Source organism: Paenarthrobacter sp. E2MeOHC11 (assembly GCF_058744955.1).
Genome location: NZ_CP196673.1, coordinates 1139196 through 1155321, shown reverse-complemented (window position 1 = coordinate 1155321; position 16126 = coordinate 1139196). Strand labels below are relative to the sequence as shown.

At 62.9% G+C, this 16126-nt stretch carries 17 protein-coding genes and 1 pseudogene; 13 read left to right on the top strand and 5 right to left on the bottom strand.

All coding sequences use genetic code 11. The features are described from left to right. Window positions 1-8: 8 nt before the first annotated feature. The 8 genes from ACSSVG_RS05300 to ACSSVG_RS05265 all read left to right on the top strand — a co-directional run bounded on the left by ACSSVG_RS05300 (window position 9) and on the right by ACSSVG_RS05265 (window position 6904). Window positions 9-1334, top strand: a complete 1326-nt coding sequence (locus tag ACSSVG_RS05300; RefSeq protein WP_231340981.1) for an MFS transporter — start codon at window positions 9-11, stop codon at window positions 1332-1334. Window positions 1335-1346: 12 nt separating this feature from the next. Then, window positions 1347-2897, top strand: coding sequence for an o-succinylbenzoate--CoA ligase (menE, locus tag ACSSVG_RS05295; protein WP_492417711.1), 1551 nt, complete (start codon window positions 1347-1349; stop codon window positions 2895-2897). Then, window positions 2894-3364 (top strand): DUF3237 domain-containing protein, encoded by a 471-nt coding sequence (locus tag ACSSVG_RS05290; RefSeq protein WP_231340979.1) that lies wholly within the window; start codon window positions 2894-2896, stop codon window positions 3362-3364. The genes menE and ACSSVG_RS05290 overlap by 4 nt, the downstream gene beginning before the upstream one ends. A gap of 184 nt (window positions 3365-3548) precedes the next feature. Next, window positions 3549-4046 carry a DUF805 domain-containing protein gene (locus tag ACSSVG_RS05285; protein WP_231340978.1) on the top strand — a complete coding sequence of 166 codons (498 nt, stop codon included), beginning with the start codon at window positions 3549-3551 and terminating at the stop codon, window positions 4044-4046. 129 nt (window positions 4047-4175) lie between these two features. Then, a complete protein-coding gene (gene lhgO / locus ACSSVG_RS05280; RefSeq protein WP_492417708.1) occupies window positions 4176-5414 on the top strand; it encodes an L-2-hydroxyglutarate oxidase in 1239 nt (412 codons plus the stop codon). A 72-nt stretch (window positions 5415-5486) separates the two neighbouring features. Next, the gene (locus ACSSVG_RS05275; RefSeq protein WP_492417707.1) at window positions 5487-5708 is read left to right on the top strand and encodes a hypothetical protein; all 222 of its coding nucleotides are present in this window, start codon (window positions 5487-5489) and stop codon (window positions 5706-5708) included. Between the two features lie 132 nt (window positions 5709-5840). Continuing rightward, window positions 5841-6143, top strand: coding sequence for a DUF4193 domain-containing protein (locus tag ACSSVG_RS05270; protein ID WP_090820569.1), 303 nt, complete (start codon window positions 5841-5843; stop codon window positions 6141-6143). A 215-nt stretch (window positions 6144-6358) separates the two neighbouring features. Continuing rightward, window positions 6359-6904 (top strand): AMIN-like domain-containing (lipo)protein, encoded by a 546-nt coding sequence (locus ACSSVG_RS05265; RefSeq protein ID WP_492417705.1) that lies wholly within the window; start codon window positions 6359-6361, stop codon window positions 6902-6904. Between the two features lie 131 nt (window positions 6905-7035). Here the strand turns inward: ACSSVG_RS05265 and ACSSVG_RS05260 are convergent, their stop codons facing one another. Both ACSSVG_RS05260 and ACSSVG_RS05255 read right to left on the bottom strand, forming a co-directional pair. Further along, entirely contained in the window at window positions 7036-8574 is a 1539-nt protein-coding gene (locus ACSSVG_RS05260) for an APC family permease (RefSeq protein WP_492417703.1), read from the bottom strand. Window positions 8575-8586: 12 nt separating this feature from the next. Beyond that, window positions 8587-8769: pseudogene (locus tag ACSSVG_RS05255) on the bottom strand (agmatine deiminase family protein); the annotation flags it as partial. Between the two features lie 452 nt (window positions 8770-9221). On the opposite strand from ACSSVG_RS05255, the gene ACSSVG_RS05250 reads away from it, so the two are divergent. Beyond that, on the top strand, window positions 9222-10754 hold the full coding sequence (locus ACSSVG_RS05250; protein WP_492417701.1) for an HNH endonuclease: 1533 nt from the start codon (window positions 9222-9224) through the stop codon (window positions 10752-10754). A gap of 51 nt (window positions 10755-10805) precedes the next feature. On the opposite strand, the gene map is transcribed toward ACSSVG_RS05250, so the two are convergent. Continuing rightward, on the bottom strand, window positions 10806-11585 hold the full coding sequence (gene map, locus ACSSVG_RS05245) for a type I methionyl aminopeptidase (protein ID WP_492417699.1): 780 nt from the start codon (window positions 11583-11585) through the stop codon (window positions 10806-10808). A gap of 70 nt (window positions 11586-11655) precedes the next feature. Between map and ACSSVG_RS05240 the strand changes: the two genes are divergently transcribed. Next, on the top strand, window positions 11656-11958 hold the full coding sequence (locus tag ACSSVG_RS05240; RefSeq protein ID WP_231340972.1) for a helix-turn-helix domain-containing protein: 303 nt from the start codon (window positions 11656-11658) through the stop codon (window positions 11956-11958). Between the two features lie 17 nt (window positions 11959-11975). Here ACSSVG_RS05240 and ACSSVG_RS05235 read toward each other — a convergent pair whose 3' ends face one another. After that, entirely contained in the window at window positions 11976-12557 is a 582-nt protein-coding gene (locus tag ACSSVG_RS05235; protein ID WP_492417697.1) for a helix-turn-helix domain-containing protein, read from the bottom strand. 130 nt (window positions 12558-12687) lie between these two features. Between ACSSVG_RS05235 and ACSSVG_RS05230 the strand changes: the two genes are divergently transcribed. Continuing rightward, window positions 12688-13665, top strand: a complete 978-nt coding sequence (locus ACSSVG_RS05230) for an NAD(P)/FAD-dependent oxidoreductase (RefSeq protein ID WP_492419145.1) — start codon at window positions 12688-12690, stop codon at window positions 13663-13665. Between the two features lie 151 nt (window positions 13666-13816). Continuing rightward, on the top strand, window positions 13817-14029 hold the full coding sequence (locus ACSSVG_RS05225; RefSeq protein WP_231340970.1) for a hypothetical protein: 213 nt from the start codon (window positions 13817-13819) through the stop codon (window positions 14027-14029). 113 nt (window positions 14030-14142) lie between these two features. Here ACSSVG_RS05225 and ACSSVG_RS05220 read toward each other — a convergent pair whose 3' ends face one another. Next, a complete protein-coding gene (locus ACSSVG_RS05220; RefSeq protein WP_231339632.1) occupies window positions 14143-15366 on the bottom strand; it encodes an amidohydrolase in 1224 nt (407 codons plus the stop codon). 90 nt (window positions 15367-15456) lie between these two features. Between ACSSVG_RS05220 and ACSSVG_RS05215 the strand changes: the two genes are divergently transcribed. Further along, entirely contained in the window at window positions 15457-16116 is a 660-nt protein-coding gene (locus ACSSVG_RS05215) for a cyclodeaminase/cyclohydrolase family protein (protein ID WP_492417695.1), read from the top strand. The last annotated feature ends 10 nt before the right edge of the window (window positions 16117-16126 follow it).

Sequence of the window (16126 nt, the reverse complement as noted above, 5' to 3'; positions counted from 1 at the left end):
GAACAGCCATGTCAGGACATACTGCGCTCGCTACGTCGAGCACGACCGCAAAGCGCAAGGAAGCGCGCACGGTCATCTTGTCCAGCTATCTGGGCAGCACCATCGAGTTCTACGACTTCCTGCTCTACGCAACTGCGGCGGCGGTCGCTTTCCCCAAAGTGTTCTTCGCCGGTACGGACGAATGGGTGGGCGTCGTTGCTGCTTACGCCACGTTCGCTGCGGGCTACGTTGCCCGGCCTCTGGGCGGCATCATCTTCGGCCACTTCGGTGACCGCATCGGACGCAAGGGCATGCTCATCGTGTCCATGGCCATGATGGGCATCGCCTCCACCCTGATCGGCCTGATTCCGGGCGCCAACGTCATTGGCCCCTGGGGTGCCGTGATCCTGGTGGTCTTGCGGGTCTGCCAGGGAATCGCCGTCGGAGGCGAATGGGGTGGAGCCGCCCTGATGGCTTTGGAGCACTCGGATCCCAAGCGACGCGGTTTCGCGGCGTCGTTCGTGAACGCGGGAGCTCCCACCGGCGCGGTCCTCGGCACCGTTGTCATGGGAATCTTCTCAGCGCTGCCACAGGACGCTTTCCTGGCATGGGGTTGGCGCGTGCCGTTCCTGTTGTCCTTCGTGCTCCTGATCGTGGGCATGTTCGTAAGGCTCAGGGTTTCCGAGAGCCCCATCTTCGCCGAGGCCGTGGCGAAGGAAAGTGCCCAGGGTACTAAGCGCAAGATCCCGTTGCTCGAAGTCCTGAAGCGTCCCAAGGCACTGATCATGATCATGTTCGCCGGCGCCGCGGGCTTCGGACTGCAGGTAGTACTGCCCACGTTCTCCGTGACCTACGCGGTCTCCAAGGGCGCACCGCAGCAGGGCGTGCTCTATGCGTTCGCGGGTGCCTCGGCCATCTCCATCCTGTTTGTCCTCCTGGGAGGCAGGCTGTCCGACCGCTTCGGCCGCCGTCCGGTGATGGTCACCGGTTTGGCCTTGTTCATCCTCTACCTGTTCCCAATGTTCGGGATGCTCAGCTCCGGCAACATCGGCCTCATCTTCCTGGCCTTCACCGTGGCGCTCATTCTGCACTCATCCCTGTACGGACCCCTCGCTGCGTTCGTGTCAGAACAGTTCGGCACCACCAACCGCTACACCGGCGCGGCTGTCGGCTACCAATTGGCCACGCTGATCGGGGCGGGCTTCACACCCGGGATCGTCGCCGGCCTCTACAAGGACGCCGGCCAGAGCATCGTCCCCGTGGTGGTGTTCCTGTCGGTCATGTCGCTGGTGTCGATTGTCTTCATCCTGCTGACGCGGGAGTCTAAGAACAACGACCTTTCCACGGTCAGTTAGGAGTACCGCACCATGGACAACAACGGAGTTGGATCCTGGCTGCACCGCCGCCGCGCCAAGTCGGCTGCCAAGACGGCGCTCATTTCCGGCATTCATGTCCTGAGCTACGCCGAGCTCGCCGAACGGACCGATCAATTGGCGAACGCCCTCAGGGACAGGGGAGTGGCCAAGGGGGACCGGGTGGCCTATCTCGGCGAAAACCACCCCTCCTTCGTGGAAACCTTCTTTGCCTGCGGACTGCTCGGAGCGATCTTCGTTCCGCTCAACACGCGGCTTGCCGCCCCGGAATTGCAGTTCCAGCTGGAGGACTCGGGCGCCCGGCTCCTGATCAACGCTGATGCCCTGGAGGGTGTGGCGTCCGCGTCCGTGAAGGACACACTGGTAACCCACCGTCTTGTGGTGGCGCCCGACGGCGGCACTGCCGGTTCCGCTGTTGAGCTGCCATCCGGCGTCGAGCACTATGGCGAGGTGATCGCTGCAGCGGCCGGGATGCCGCTGGATCAGGCCGTAACCCTCGACGACGGCGCCATGATTCTTTACACCTCCGGCACCACCGGCAAGCCCAAGGGTGCGCTCTTGACGCATGGCAATATCACGTGGAACTGCTTCAACACGGTGGTGGACATGGACTTGAACCGCAACGATGTTGCGCTCATGATTTCACCGTTGTTCCATGTGGCCTCCCTGGATATGGGCCTGCTGCCGATGCTGCTCAAGGGCGCCACAGTGGTGCTCGAAACCAAGTTCGACGCAGGCCGCGTCCTCGAGCTGATCGGGCAACACAAAGTCACCACCCTCAACGGAGTGCCCACCACCTTCCAGATGCTCTGCGATCATCCGGAATGGTCGACGGCGGACCTCGCCTCCCTGGATAAGCTCACCTGCGGCGGTTCTGCCGTTCCGCAACGGGTGCTGGACGCATATGAGGAGCGCGGCATTGGTTTTACGAGTTGTTATGGCATGACCGAAACCGCGCCCGGCGCGACGATGCTGCCCGTGTCCCGCTCCAAGGAAAAGGCTGGCTCTTCCGGCTTGCCGCACTTCTTCACGGATGTTCGGATTGCGGATCCCCTGGGCGGTGTTGCTGCCCTAGGCGCGGTGGGGGAGATCCAGATTTCCGGCCCCAACGTCATCAAGGAGTACTGGAACCGGCCGGAGGCCACCGCTGACAGTTACGCTGACTCTTCCTGGTTCCGTTCGGGGGACATGGGCCACCAGGACGAAGAAGGCTTCCTGTTCGTCTCGGACCGTATCAAGGACATGATCATTTCCGGTGGCGAGAACATCTACCCGGCCGAGGTGGAAGCAGCCATCGCGGACCTGCCTGCTGTGGGGAGCGTGGCCGTGATCGGAGTTGCCGACGACAAGTGGGGTGAAGTTCCCCGGGCCATCGTCACTTTGCGTGAGGGTGCCACTCTCACGGAGGAGCAACTGCGCTCGCATCTGGAGAGCCGGCTGGCCAGGTACAAGATTCCCAAGTCCGTGGTGTTCGTGGAGGAGATGCCGCGCACGGCCAGCGGGAAAATCCGGAAGATGGACCTGCGGAAGCACTACGCCCAGTGACCACCTTTCCGGAGCCACCCGCGCTGACGTTCCTCGCAACGTTGGACGTCCAGGTGGGGGCGCCGATTGATGTCGGGGTAACGCCCCAGGGGCATCGGCGGATCATTCCGATTGTTGGCGGGACCGTAGCCGGCCCTGGATTCAACGGACGCGTGTTGCCCGCCGGCGCTGACTACCAGGTCCTCCGCAGCGCCGAACTGACCGAATTGGACGCCAGATATGCGGTGGAACTTGATGGAGGAGCCGTGGTCCATGTCCACAACCTGGCTCTCCGGTTTGGGGCTGCGGAAGACATCGCCCGGCTCAACCGTGGCGAGGACGTGGACCCCGCGCTGATCTACTTCCGTTGCACTCCACGGTTTTCCACCGCAGCCCCGGAGTTGAACTGGCTGAACCACGTGGTCACGGTGGGAAATGGGCGTCGCCGTCCGGGTTCGGTGGAGATCGACGTCTTTACGGTCGCCTGAAGAGCTTCGGGAAAAGAGGAAATGTTGGAGCGTTTTATGGCGACATATTCCGTTACTGGGCTAAATCGGGGTTAATTTCATCCAACGAACTGCCTAATTGGCGCGGGGGGCATTACGATGGGCACGACTCATCACTGAGTACGACCCATCTCAATGATTCACACCTACCCCGGGGGAAATACCAATGACCAGCTATCCTCAACAACCGCAACAGACCCAGCCCTATGCAGCAGAGGCCGGCGAGCCGCCGCTGTGGGCTCCGTACTATGGCGCACCGATCGGTGCCGCCGTTAAGCGTTTCTTCAAGAAGTACGCCGACTTCACCGGCCGCGCGAGCCGCAGCGAATACTGGTGGTGGACGCTGGTTTCGGTCATCGTCAGCTCGGTCTTCAACATCCTCGCAGGAGTTGTTGGAGCCGCCGGTGCAACCGTTAGTGACTCAGGCACGGTAGTCCTGGGTGGTGGAGCATACGTGTTCTACGCACTCCTCGGCATCTGGGGCCTCGCTACGATCGTCCCGTCCATCGCGCTGCTCATCCGCCGTCTGCACGACGGAAACTTCAGTGGACTGCTTGCTCTGCTCATCCTGATCCCGGGTCTTGGAGCGCTGGCAGTATTCGTCTTGGCACTCCTGCCGTCCAACCCGGCCGGCCAGCGTTTCGACCAGCCCAAGGCTGCATAGCAACAGGAGAATCACCATAAAGGGGCGGCACCACGTGTGCCGCCCCTTTTGCGTGCCCTGTGCCTGCTTCGGACCGCCCCGTGAAATGCTGTGACTGACGCGGACCGATCCCCAACGACGAGGAGTGCCATGTCCAGCCCTTCACCGATGAGGCCCAGCCCTTCACGCATACGGGCCGTCAAGCGCTGCGCCGTGGTGGGCGGCGGAATCATCGGCGTTGCGGTGGCCAGGGAGCTCGCCATCAAGCTCGACGGCGCCCAGGTCACCGTCTATGAGAAGGAAGACCGCCTCGCTGCTCACCAGACCGGCCACAACTCGGGCGTGGTCCACGCCGGCCTCTACTACGAGCCCGGCGGGCTGAAGGCACGGTTGTGCCGCAGGGGAGTGGAGTTGCTGCAGGAATTCTGCGCCAGGAAGAACCTTCCCTACGAGGCCTGCGGCAAGCTGGTCATCGCCCAGACGCCTGAGGAATCAAAGCGGCTGGACAGCATCTTCGCCCGCGCTACGGCCAACGGCGTGCCGGGTGCGCGAATGCTGCACGGTGACCAAATACGCGAGGTGGAGCCGAACGCCGTCGGACTTTCTGCTTTGCACTCTCCGGAAACCGCGATCGTCGACTATACGGCCATTACCCAGGCGCTCGCCGACGACGTCCGCGCCATGGGCGGAACGATCCGGCTTGGGCAGGAGGTGACAAGGCTTGAACAGCAAGGCAGTGGGGTGGTGGTTCATACGAAGGGCGGGCGGGATCACTATGACCTCGTTGTGGCTTGCGCGGGCCTCCAGTCCGACCGTCTCGCCGAGGCAACCGGCGAGCCGGCCACCCCGCGGATCGTGCCGTTCTTCGGGCAGTACTACCTTTTGGGCCAGGAAGCCCGGGACCAGGTGAAGGGCTTGATCTACCCTGTGCCAGACCCCAGGCATCCGTTCCTGGGTGTGCACCTCACCAAGCGCATCGACGGTGAGATGATGCTCGGGCCGAATGCGTTTATCTCGTTCGGCCGTGAATCCTACGCGTGGAATGAGGTGAATTTTTCCGACATCCTGAATTACGCGCTTTTCCCGGGGTTCTGGAATTTTGCCCGCCAGAACGTGCCCTCTGCCGTCCGTGAATTCCGGACCGTCGTGAGTAGGAAGAAGTTCATCCGGGAAGCGATGCGCTTTGTTCCCTCGCTGGAGGGCGCCGGCATCCTCCCCGGAACGCGCGGCGTCCGGGCCCAGGCCATGAACGGTGACGGTTCGCTGGTGGATGACTTTGTGATCGCACGACGCCGGGACACGGTCTTGGTGCGCAACGCGCCATCGCCGGGGGCAACGTCGTCGATGGCCATCGCCGAGTACATCGTGGAGCAGGCGCTGCAGGACTGATTGGCGCCAGAGTTAACAAGCCTGTGACGAAGCAGAAACGGCGTCCACATCAGGGCTGGGTACGTTTGCGGCATGATCTCATCACTGGCCTCCCTGGCAACCCGCATCGGCACCACCCTGGCGGCGTGGATCGAGGCGGCCTATGTTCTGGATTGCGTGGACCCTTCAACGGAGGAAGACGCCGGAGCGGGGTACGGAGCCAGAAGCGATCTGACCTGGCTGCCGGCACTTAGCGGCGTCACGGTAGCCAGTGCACGAGCCATCCGATCGCACGCGGAAAGGCCCCGTATTTAGCGCTGGAACCAGCTCGAAAAGCTGCAGTATGTTGCGTTGGGCACACTATTCGTTTATCGCGGGTAGTATGCCCTAAACTGCTTCACTGAGGTGCCGGTATAGGCACTATGCAGCAACGAAAGCGAACCTTCAATGGCTACTGATTACGACGCCCCGCGCAAGACAGAAGAAGAGTCTCCCGCCGAATCGCTTGAAGCCCTTCAGGCATCCCGTGGGAACAGTGCGCAGACTGCAGTGATCGACGTCGAGGAAAACGATACCGCCGAAGGAATCGACCTTCCTGGCGCCGACCTTTCCGGTGAAGAACTGACTGTCATTGTGGTCCCGGAACAGTCCGATGAATTCACCTGTGGTTCCTGCTTCCTTGTCCGCCACCGCTCCCAGATTGCGCTGGAAAAGAACGGCCTGAAGTTCTGCAAGGACTGCGAGGGCTAGATAACGCCAGGGTCTCGTTATCTTCGATCACGAAAAAGTGCGCGGAGACCTTTAAAACAGCCGCGGAATGCGGCTGTTTCGGGCTTTCGACGACCCTCCTGTGATCACTGGACAGCGCGCTTAACGGTTGCGCGCCGAAGCGGCCACAACCCGTTCAAACCCCGCATGCGCTCCTACAGTTGAAGTATCAACTTCGCCTGAAGGGGGCACAAAAAATGAGGAAACTAGGAGCGGGTTTGGCAGCCGTCCTGGCAGCTGCCGGACTCGGTCTGGCGGCACCGGGGCCGGCCTCGGCAGCGCCATATTGCGGAATCGCGTGGGGTTCCTTGGCCAAGGCCGATCCCGACATGAGTTCCGCCAACGTCACGAACGTCCGCACCGGCCAACAGCCGTGTTTCGACCGTTTGGTGATTGACATGACCGGCAAAGTGGCTGGCTATTCGGTGCAGTATGTGCCGGTGGTGGTGCAGGACGCCACTGGCTATCCCATCCCGGTTCTCGGGGACGCTGACCTGCAAGTAGTGGTAACGGCACCCTCCCACGACCAGTACGGCCAGCCCACGTACCTGCCTGCAGCCAAGGCAGAGCTTTCCAACGTGTCGGGCTACCAGACGTTCCGTCAGGTGGTTTACGCGGGCAGCTTCGAGGGCACCACGAGCATCGGCTTGGGCGTCCGTGCCCGGCTTCCGTTCCGGGTGTTCACCTTGGACGGGCCCGACGGCGGGTCCCGCCTGGTGGTGGACGTCGCCCATCGCTGGTAGGAGGTTCGGCCACTGCTCGCCACAACGCGGGAAGTTCGCCACAACGCGGGAAAGCGGCCAGTTCGCCGGAGACTTCCCTGCGAACTGGCCGCTTTCCCACGAACTCGACGCAGGCGTACCGGGGGGGGCGTCTACTCCGGTACCACCAGGGCCGGGGTGTCCTTCCGGATGGTCTCGCCGCGGAAGAAGCCCGGGCGGACACGGGACATGATCAGCATGACCACGGCACCCAACGCCAGGATCCCGATGCCGAGCACGAACACGAGCCCCACTCCGAAGATCTCCGAGCCGCTGCCGAACTCCGGAGCCCAGCTGTCAACGGCGGTCTGCAGGAAGACCACGAACAGGCCTACGCCACCCAGCAGCGGGCAGACGAGCCGGAAGAAGAAGTTCCGGGCGCTGGAGAACACGCTGTTGCGGAAGTACCAAACACAGGCAATCGCCGTCAGCCCGTAGTAGAAGCAGATCATCAAGCCCAAAGCCAGGATGGTGTCGTTAAGGACGTTCTCGCTGATCACGTGCATCACTGCGTAGAAGCCCGCCGACAGGACGCCGGCCGCAACGGTGGCGAAGCCCGGCGTCGAGAACTTCTTGCTCATGTGGCTGAAGCGCTCGGGCAGGGCGCCGTAGTGCGCCATGGCCAGCAGGCTGCGCGACGGCGAGGTGAACGTGGACTGCAGGGAGGCGGCGGAGCTGGACAGCACCGCCAGGGACATGAGGATCGCGAAGGGACCCATGACCGGGGAGGCGAGTGCCGTGAAGACGTTGGCATGGTTGTCGGCGTTGTTCAGGCCGATTCCCGTATCGCCGACTCCGGCAAACATCATGGTGGCGATGGTGACCAACAGGTAGATGCCCAGGACGATCACTGCGGTCAGCGTGCCTGCAAGGCCGGCCGTCTTCTTGCCGTTGGCGGTTTCTTCGTTCACAGTGAGGCAGACATCCCAGCCCCAGTAGACGAAGATCGACAATGAGATGCCGGCCGCGATCTGGCCGAAAGTCTCGATCTTGGTGACGTCGAACCAGTCCCAGCTGAACGGAACAGCGGTCTCGGAGGTGGACCAGTTGGCGAAAGCCATGGCCACGAACAGTCCCAGGACCAGCAGCTGGAAGCCCACCAAACCGTACTGGACGATCTTGGTGGTGTGCAGTCCGCGGTAGCTGATCCACACCGCCAGGGCCACGAAGACGAAACATGTGGCAACGTTCAGGAGTTTGTCCGAAGCGAGGTCGGCGAGCTCGGGTGAGCCCGTGGCCTGCGCCAGGAACAGGTAGAAGAAGTCCACGGCGACGCCCGCGAGGTTGGACAGCACAATGATGTTGGCCGCGAGCAGGCCCCAGCCACCCATCCAGCCCACCCAGGGGCCGAATGCTTTGGTGACCCAGGTGAACGTGGTGCCGCTGTCCGGGGAGTCCGCGTTGAGCTCCCGGTACGCGAGCGAGACCAGGATCATCGGAATGAACCCGATCAGGAAGATGACGGGTAGTTGCAGCCCGACTTCGTTGACTGTCGGGCCAAGGGCGCCCGTTAGTGTGTACGCCGGAGCGATGGTTGAAATGCCAAGAACGACGACGGCGAGGAGCCCCAACTGCCCCGTCTTCAGTCCTTTGCCGCTGATGTCGTGCGACTTCGCAGCGTCAATGCCGCTGCGGCGGATTGTCTGGCTCATGAGAGGCCCTTTCTAGATGGCCGAAGGCTGTTGCTGCGTAATGCAGTGGATGCGGCCGCCCCGGGCGAAGAGTTCCGACGCGTCAACACTGACCACGCGGCGTCCGGGGTAGGCATCGGCGAGAATGCGGAGCGCTTTCTCGCCCATGGGGTCGTTGAATCTGCAGGCGATGACGCCGCCGTCTCGGACGGCGTGCGCCAAGAGCTCACGCGGAGGCTCCTTTGGATAGAGGTCCGTGCTTGTGCTTGTGCGGTGCCGCGCGGTGCGTTGGGGTGTGGGCTCCCCGTTTGGTACGGGCCAGGAAAGTCGGGGCTTCCAGGCTGGCAATTTCAATCATGGGGGCAAGTACTCCGTGAGACGACAGTCACTAAATGAATAGCGTTCATTTAGTATGACCGGAGTCACGCTTCAGCGCAAGGAGCGGGCAGAATGCCATGCATTTATGACTGGTCTGGGTTGGGCTGCGGGTGGAGCCGCTCCCGGCTCGAGGGTACGGCCTGCGTGGGGCGGCATCTCGGCTCTTTGCCGGCGGAACCAACGCTCATCGAGCTGGGTTCACTCGTGTCTTGGGGCGGTCTTGGGGCGGGTTTTCCACATAGGGAAGTTGGGGCCTGATGGTGCTGCGTGCCGGCTGGAAGAGTTGAGGCATGGAGCAGATTCGAGCCACTCATACGCCGTCAGGCAAGGCTCTCGCTCGCGCCCAACGGCCGCCGTCCAGGGGATCCGGACCTCGGGTTTCTGACCTCATCACACTCCTGGGCGCAGTCCGCCTCGGCACCGACAGCGGGGAGCTGATCGATCAGATCCGCGGGTTGGAGAATCTGAAGTCCGCCGTCACCGGGTTGCAGGCGAGGATCGCGGTGGCTTTGGATCTGGCACAGCGGCAGGAGCAGGCCGAGGCTGGTGTGCCCGTGTCCGAGCGGGGTAAGGGTGTTGGGGCGCAGGTTGCGTTGGCTCGGCGGGAGTCCCCGAATCGTGGGTCCCGGTTGTTGGGGTTGGCGAAGGCGTTGGTGGTGGAGATGCCGAGGACTCTGGCGGCGCTGGAGTCGGGGGAGTTGAATGAGTGGCGGGCGACGCTGCTGGTCAGGGAAACGGCGTGCTTGTCTGTGGAGGACAGGTGCGCGGTGGATGAAGAACTCGCCGCGGACACCGGAACTTTCGACGGCGCCGGGGATCAAGCGATCATTGCCGCAGCGAAAGCGGCCGCGTACCGGCGTGATCCGCGGTCGGTGGTGAAGCGTGCCTCCCACGCTGTCACCGAGCGGACCGTGAGTCTGCGTCCAGCGCCGGACACCATGACGTACCTGACCGCGCTGCTGCCGGTCGCGCAGGGAGTGGCTGTCTATGCCGCGCTCACGCGTCGGGCTGATTCTGCCCGTTCGGCCGGTGATCCCCGGAACCGGGGCCAGGTCATGGCCGACACCCTCGTCGAGCGCATCACCGGTACACCGGGAGGGATCTCAGGGATCAACCTGGACCTCGTCATGACCGACCGAACCCTCTTCCAGGGCGATGCCGAACCCGCACGCGTGAAGGGCTACGGAATTGTCCCAGCAGGGTGGGCCCGGAAACTGGTCGGCGCGGGAGAAGCGGCATCACCAGGACACAGGCCAATAGCAGGCGTCGAACCCGCACCACGCCAAAAGCGACCGCCGGTCCCAGACCCCTCGCTACGGCAGGGCTTCGGATCATCGCCAGACCGGGATGTCCCGCCGGGCAGGGATGTCCCGCGGGTTGGGGATGCCCCGCCGGAGCAGGATCGCGAGTTCCAGGTCTGGCTTCGCCGGCTTTATACGGCGCCTGCCACGGGAGATCTCCTGACCATGGATTCCAAAGCCAGGCTCTTTCCACCGCGGCTCAGACGCTTCATCGAAACCCGTGATGACACCTGCCGCACCCCGTATTGCGACGCGCCCATCCGCCATATCGACCACATCGTCCCCTGGCACTCCGGCGGCACCACCACCCTGGCCAACGGGGCCGGACTCTGCGAAGCCTGCAACCACACCAAAGAAAACACCGGCTGGAGCGCCAACGCCGTGTCCGGGGACGTCCATACCGTGGAATTACGCACGCCCACGGGGCATGTGTACCGTTCCAAAGCCCCGCCGATGCCGGACCCTGGCACTCTTCGCGCCACCGCTCCAATGTCCGAGTCGCCTGAGATTTTCGTCAGCTGAACCTGAAGGCTCAGGGCTTATCTAGCGGCCCGGTGACTAGCGGCCCGGCGTCTAGTAACCCAGTGTCGGCAACGTCAGGATTTCGGCTCCGTCGTTGGTGATGGCGATGGTGTGCTCGCTGTGGGCTGTCCGGCAACCCGTCGCGCTTCGGAGCGTCCATCCGTCGGCGTCGGTGACCAGTTGTGCGGTGTCGGCCATGACCCAGGGCTCCAGGGCCAGCAGCAAACCGGGGCGTAGCTTATAGCCGCGGCCGGGCCGTCCCATATTTGGCACATGGGGATCCTGGTGCATGGTCGACCCGATGCCATGGCCACCGAACTCGGTGTTGACGGGGTAGCCCGCCTCGCTCAGGACTGCGCCGATGGCGTAGGAGAGGTCTCCGATCTTGGCGCCGGGGCGGGCTGCTGCAATTCCGGCGCGCAGGGCTCGCTCGGTCACCTCGATCATCGCCACGCTCTCCGCCGGCCTCGATTCGCCCACGATGAAGCTGATGGCAGAGTCGGCTGCGACGCCGTGGAGGGAGACGGCGAGGTCGAGTGTCAACAGGTCGCCGTCGGCAAGTGCGTAGTCCCGGGGCAACCCGTGCAGCACGGCATCGTTGACGCCGGTGCAGATGTAGTGGCCGAAGGGACCCCGTCCAAAGGAGGGTGCGTAGTCGACGTAACAGGAGACCGCTCCTGCCTCGAGGATCATGGACTTTGCCCACTGGTCGATGTCCAGGAGGTTTGTGCCCACAGTGGTACGGCCCTTCAAGGTGTGCAGAATGTTGGCGACCAATGCCCCCGTATCCTTTGCGCGGACAAGCTCAGCGGGGCTGAGGATTTCGATCATTCGGCGCCTTTCGTTCATGTGAGACCAATAACTATCCCGGCCATATTATCCCGGTATTACAATTGGAGCCATGGTCAGGCTGCCGCTTACTCCCGCAGAGGCCGAGCGTGGACAACGCCTCGGTGCTCTCCTGCGTCGCGCCCGGGGCGGGCGATCCATGTTGGAGACCGCCCTCGATGCCCGGGTCTCGCCGGAAACGCTCCGAAAGATTGAGTCGGGCAGGGTGGCTACGCCGGCTTTCCCAACCGTAGCTGCGATCGCCGACGTCCTTGGGCTTTCCCTTGACGAGGTATGGGCCGAGATCAACCAACCCGACAAGGGCGTAGATGCTGAAGGCTCTCGACGAAGCGCCCGCGAATGGCTCGCCTCCTAGGCTTTATGGCAGACGCCTCAGCGCTTGGGGCGGGCCCGAACATGAAGTCGCTCGCCTTGCTGGCCAAATAGTGTGAGGAGTTCCACCGGTTCCGAGGTGGCACTCGCAAACCAGTGTGGAGTGCGGGTGTCGAATTCCGCCACCTCGCCCGGTTTCAAAATGAAGTCGCTGTCGCCAAGCACTAAGCGCAGCTTTCCGTTGAGGATGTACATCCAGTCGTAACCTTCGTGCGATTGCGGCTCCGGAATCTCCTTGCCTGTGCCACTCTTGAGCACCATCTTGAACGCCTGGATGCCGCCGGGTCGTCGCGTCAGGGGGAGGGCGGTGCCCCACTCGTGAACGTGTGGTTTGAGGTGGATGCGGGGATCACCAGTCTCCGGGGCGTCGATCAACTCTTCCAGGGGGACTTGATGGAGCCGCGCGATCGGGAGCAGGAGTTCCAGGGTGGGTTTGCGCTGGCCTGACTCCAGCCTCGAAAGCGTACTGACGGAGATGCCGGTTGCCTCCGAAGCTTCCGCAAGCGTCACGTTGCGCTGTGTCCGCATCGTGCGCAGGCGGGGACCGACGGCGTCGAGCATGGTGCTGAAATCTGTAACCATTCCTCCAGTTTGCCATAGCGGCAAAAATACTTGCTGATACTGCCGAGTGTCCCGAACCATGGAAGAAAGCGGTACGGAGCCGCTTGAGACATGTGGAGGCACCGTGGGTGAAGAATTGAACAACAGCCAGATGGTCGAGCAATACGACGTCGTAGTGGTGGGAGGTGGCGCAGCTGGGTTAAGTGCGGCGGTCACCCTGGGGCGGGCGTTGCGCTCGGTCCTGGTGATCGACGCCGGCGAGCCCCGGAATGCGCCGGCGGCGGGGGTGCACGGTTTCCTGTCCCGGGATGGCATCAATCCCAGGGAACTGCTGGCGCTCGGACGCGCTGAGGCGCGGCAGTATGGGGCCGACCTCGTGGACGGCATCGCAGTTGCAGCGAGGACGACGGCGGATCCCGGCTCAGGCGCGGAGCTCGCGTTCGAGGTGGACTTGGCCGATGGCCGGACCGTGGCCGCACGCCGCCTGCTGGTCAGTACCGGGCTGGTAGACAAACTGCCCGACATCGATGGCATCAAGGAGCGCTGGGGCAGGGACGTTCTGCACTGCCCCTATTGCCACGGCTGGGAGGTGAGGAACAAGGCGATTGGAATTCTGGGTTCGGTGCCCATGGCGCTGCACCAGGCCCTGCTCTTCCGACAGTGGAGCCCCAACATCACCCTGTTCCTGAACGACGTTGTGGAGCCGACGGAAGAAGAGTGGGAACAACTTGCTGCCCGTTCCATCACGGTGGTGGACGGCAAGGTGCGGTCCCTGGACGTGACCGATGACGTCTTGTCCGGCGTTGTCCTGGCATCAGGGAAAACGATCCCCGTGGAAGCTGTCGTTACAGGGCCTCGACTACAGGCGCGCTCGGCCGTGCTGGAATCGCTGGGCATCGCATCAGTGGTTCACCCGATGGGCGTGGGGACCCATGTCGAGGTGACGCCACAGGGCGCGACGTCGATGCCGGGTGTGTGGGCGGCGGGCAACGTCTCCGACCTCACCGGTCAGGTGATGGCGTCGGCAGCTTCGGGCGTCATGGCAGGGGCAGCCATCAATGCCGATCTGATGGTTGAGGAGACGAGGTTGGCTGTGGATGCGGCCCGACTCTCAGCCTTGTCACGATAACGGTCCAAGTCCGTGGCAGCCTCTTCTTCGACCACTGGGACCCGGCGGTGGTGAGCTGGTTGGGCAACCGCCGCGACAGCTGACCAGAAAACAGTCGGCTTGTGGCGTTCACGAGAGGACGATTAAGGGACAGCAGTTGGAGGAGGTTGGTATGTGCTGCGCGCACTACGACGACTTCGAGCGGCGCACGAAGAAGGACTCCGCGCGCAAGCCCGAGACGCACACGTTTGATGCAAGCAAAGATGAAGCACCCGCAGGGAAGCGTCCGCAGACAGAAGGAACACTGTGGACTTTCCTTGCCCGCCGTCGCAGGGAATTTGAGGTTTCTGAACCGAAGATCGACCGCATCCGCGAGAAGGTTTAGGCATTCACAGGCACAGTCATGGAAGCTGGACCTGCTCGAACAAAAAGGGTGAAGGCGCTGCGGTCGCAGCGCCTTCACCCTTTGCCGGCGGGCTGGTTCTTGTGGATAAAACCCTAGGACGGAATGGCCAGGAACTCTCGGGCAGCCGTCACCAGGGCTTCCGTCCCTCGCGTCAGCGTTGGCTGGATAACTGGTGCAAAGTATGGCGAGTGATTCGACGGAATGTCCTCGGGAAGGCGACCTGTTGCGGCGAATTCCTTGAACAAGGAAGGCTCAGAGCCACCCAGGAACCAGAACACCAGCGGAGCACCGGCAGCGGTGGCCAAGACTCCCACGTCCTCGCTCCCGGACACCGGTCCGGGGTCGATAATCTGTGTTTCGCCAAACTTTGCCTTGAAGGCTGCGGACACCTTCCCGGTGGCATCTTCGTCGTTGACTGTCAGTGGGAACCGTTCTTCGAAATGAACTTCCGGTTCCTTGGGAGCACCTGAAGCTGTGGCTTCCCCCTTGGCAATGCGTTCAATTGAACCGAGGATCTTATCCCTGGTGGCGTCACTGAAGGTACGGACGCTGAGGCCCAGAGTTGCCGTTTCCGGGATGATGTTATTCTTTGTCCCTGAGTGAATCTGCCCAACGGTCACCACCGCGGAGTCACTGGCTGCGAGTTCACGCGAGACGATGCCCTGCAATCTGACAGTGGTTGCAGCAGCCATCAATACTGGATCAATAGTGGTCTCCGGGCGCGATCCGTGCCCCCCTCGTCCATGCAAAGTGATGTTGAGGGAATCGGCGGACGCCATGGTGACGCCGGTACGCATGCCGAACCATCCGGCAGGGAAAGGGGCCACGTGCTGGCCTAGGACGACGTCGGGTTTCGGCACCACGTCATACAACCCAGCGGCAACCATGGTTTCCGCCCCGCCGCCCCATTCTTCTGCCGGCTGGAAGAGGGCTATCAGGGTGCCTTGCCACTCATCACGCTGCGCGGCCAGGACCTCCACCGCGCCAACAAGGCAACTCACATGCACGTCATGGCCACAAGCGTGCATGACCGGCATGTCCCTGCCCTCATGATCAACACCCACAGCCGTGCTCGCATAGTCCAAACCCGTTGCTTCCTTGACCGGCAACGCATCCATGTCTGCCCTGAGCATCACCACCGGTCCGGGTCCATTCTCCAGAACACCAACAACCCCGGTCTTTCCGATATTGCGGTGAACCGTGAATCCGAGGTCTTCAAGATAACCCGCGGCGATCCCGGCGGTTCGGGTCTCTTGGAACGACAACTCCGGATGGGCGTGCAGGTCCTTGTAGAGCTTTTCGAGGTCAATGGTCATGAGTCTGCCCTTTTCGTTCGACGCCTAGATCTGGTCAGTGTATCCAGCCCAAAGCTGCAAAGGCTGGGAAGCCCCGGCACACTGGATGGCATGAGGGATTCAGAACCAGTCACCACTCAGCAATCCACCGTGGAGGAGTGGACCAAGGCCTTGGCGGAAGCAACCGGTTCGCCGGGCGGGGGTGCCGGGACCGGCGTCATGCTCTCCATCGCGGCCTCGCTGACGTCCATGGTCGCCGGATACACCCAGGCGGAGGAGGCCCAGCATGAACAGCTCGGTGACATCCACGCCCGGGCCCATGCACTTCGCCAAGCTGCGCTTCAATTAGCCGACGACGACGCGTCCGCCTCCAACGCTTTCGGCGCCGCCTTCCGCCTCGACCCCGGTCCGGAACGCGACGCCGCGATTCATCAGGCCTCCGTCGATGCTGCCGAGGCTTCAGGCGTCCTGGGGAAGCGAGCCATCGAGGCCATCGAAGACCTGGGCTGGCTCGCTGCCAAAGGGAACCCGGCGCTGATCGCCGATGTCGTTGTGGGCTTTGGAGCCCTCCGTGCAGCCATAGCCGGAGCCAGAACCAACGTGAGCTTCGACCTCGCGTCCTTGACCTCGGCCGGCACCACGCTCCAGGAAGTCAGGGAACAGCATCCAGAGCTTTGGAATACGGTGACCCGACTCAGTGACGCCCTCGACAGAATCGACGAACTCACCGCTGGAGTCGACCCAAAAGCGGCGCCGACCGAAGCTGTCTAGCTTCAGTCGG

Coding starts and splice junctions, on each gene's coding strand:
- ACSSVG_RS05300 (WP_231340981.1), top strand. CDS start 9: ATGTCAGGACATACTGCGCTCGCTACGTCGAGCACGACCGCAAAGCGC.
- menE (WP_492417711.1), top strand. CDS start 1,347: ATGGACAACAACGGAGTTGGATCCTGGCTGCACCGCCGCCGCGCCAAG.
- ACSSVG_RS05285 (WP_231340978.1), top strand. CDS start 3,549: ATGACCAGCTATCCTCAACAACCGCAACAGACCCAGCCCTATGCAGCA.
- lhgO (WP_492417708.1), top strand. CDS start 4,176: ATGTCCAGCCCTTCACCGATGAGGCCCAGCCCTTCACGCATACGGGCC.
- ACSSVG_RS05275 (WP_492417707.1), top strand. CDS start 5,487: ATGATCTCATCACTGGCCTCCCTGGCAACCCGCATCGGCACCACCCTG.
- ACSSVG_RS05270 (WP_090820569.1), top strand. CDS start 5,841: ATGGCTACTGATTACGACGCCCCGCGCAAGACAGAAGAAGAGTCTCCC.
- ACSSVG_RS05265 (WP_492417705.1), top strand. CDS start 6,359: ATGAGGAAACTAGGAGCGGGTTTGGCAGCCGTCCTGGCAGCTGCCGGA.
- ACSSVG_RS05260 (WP_492417703.1), bottom strand. CDS start 8,574: ATGAGCCAGACAATCCGCCGCAGCGGCATTGACGCTGCGAAGTCGCAC.
- ACSSVG_RS05250 (WP_492417701.1), top strand. CDS start 9,222: ATGGAGCAGATTCGAGCCACTCATACGCCGTCAGGCAAGGCTCTCGCT.
- map (WP_492417699.1), bottom strand. CDS start 11,585: ATGATCGAAATCCTCAGCCCCGCTGAGCTTGTCCGCGCAAAGGATACG.
- ACSSVG_RS05240 (WP_231340972.1), top strand. CDS start 11,656: ATGGTCAGGCTGCCGCTTACTCCCGCAGAGGCCGAGCGTGGACAACGC.
- ACSSVG_RS05235 (WP_492417697.1), bottom strand. CDS start 12,557: ATGGTTACAGATTTCAGCACCATGCTCGACGCCGTCGGTCCCCGCCTG.
- ACSSVG_RS05230 (WP_492419145.1), top strand. CDS start 12,688: ATGGTCGAGCAATACGACGTCGTAGTGGTGGGAGGTGGCGCAGCTGGG.
- ACSSVG_RS05225 (WP_231340970.1), top strand. CDS start 13,817: ATGTGCTGCGCGCACTACGACGACTTCGAGCGGCGCACGAAGAAGGAC.
- ACSSVG_RS05220 (WP_231339632.1), bottom strand. CDS start 15,366: ATGACCATTGACCTCGAAAAGCTCTACAAGGACCTGCACGCCCATCCG.
- ACSSVG_RS05215 (WP_492417695.1), top strand. CDS start 15,457: ATGAGGGATTCAGAACCAGTCACCACTCAGCAATCCACCGTGGAGGAG.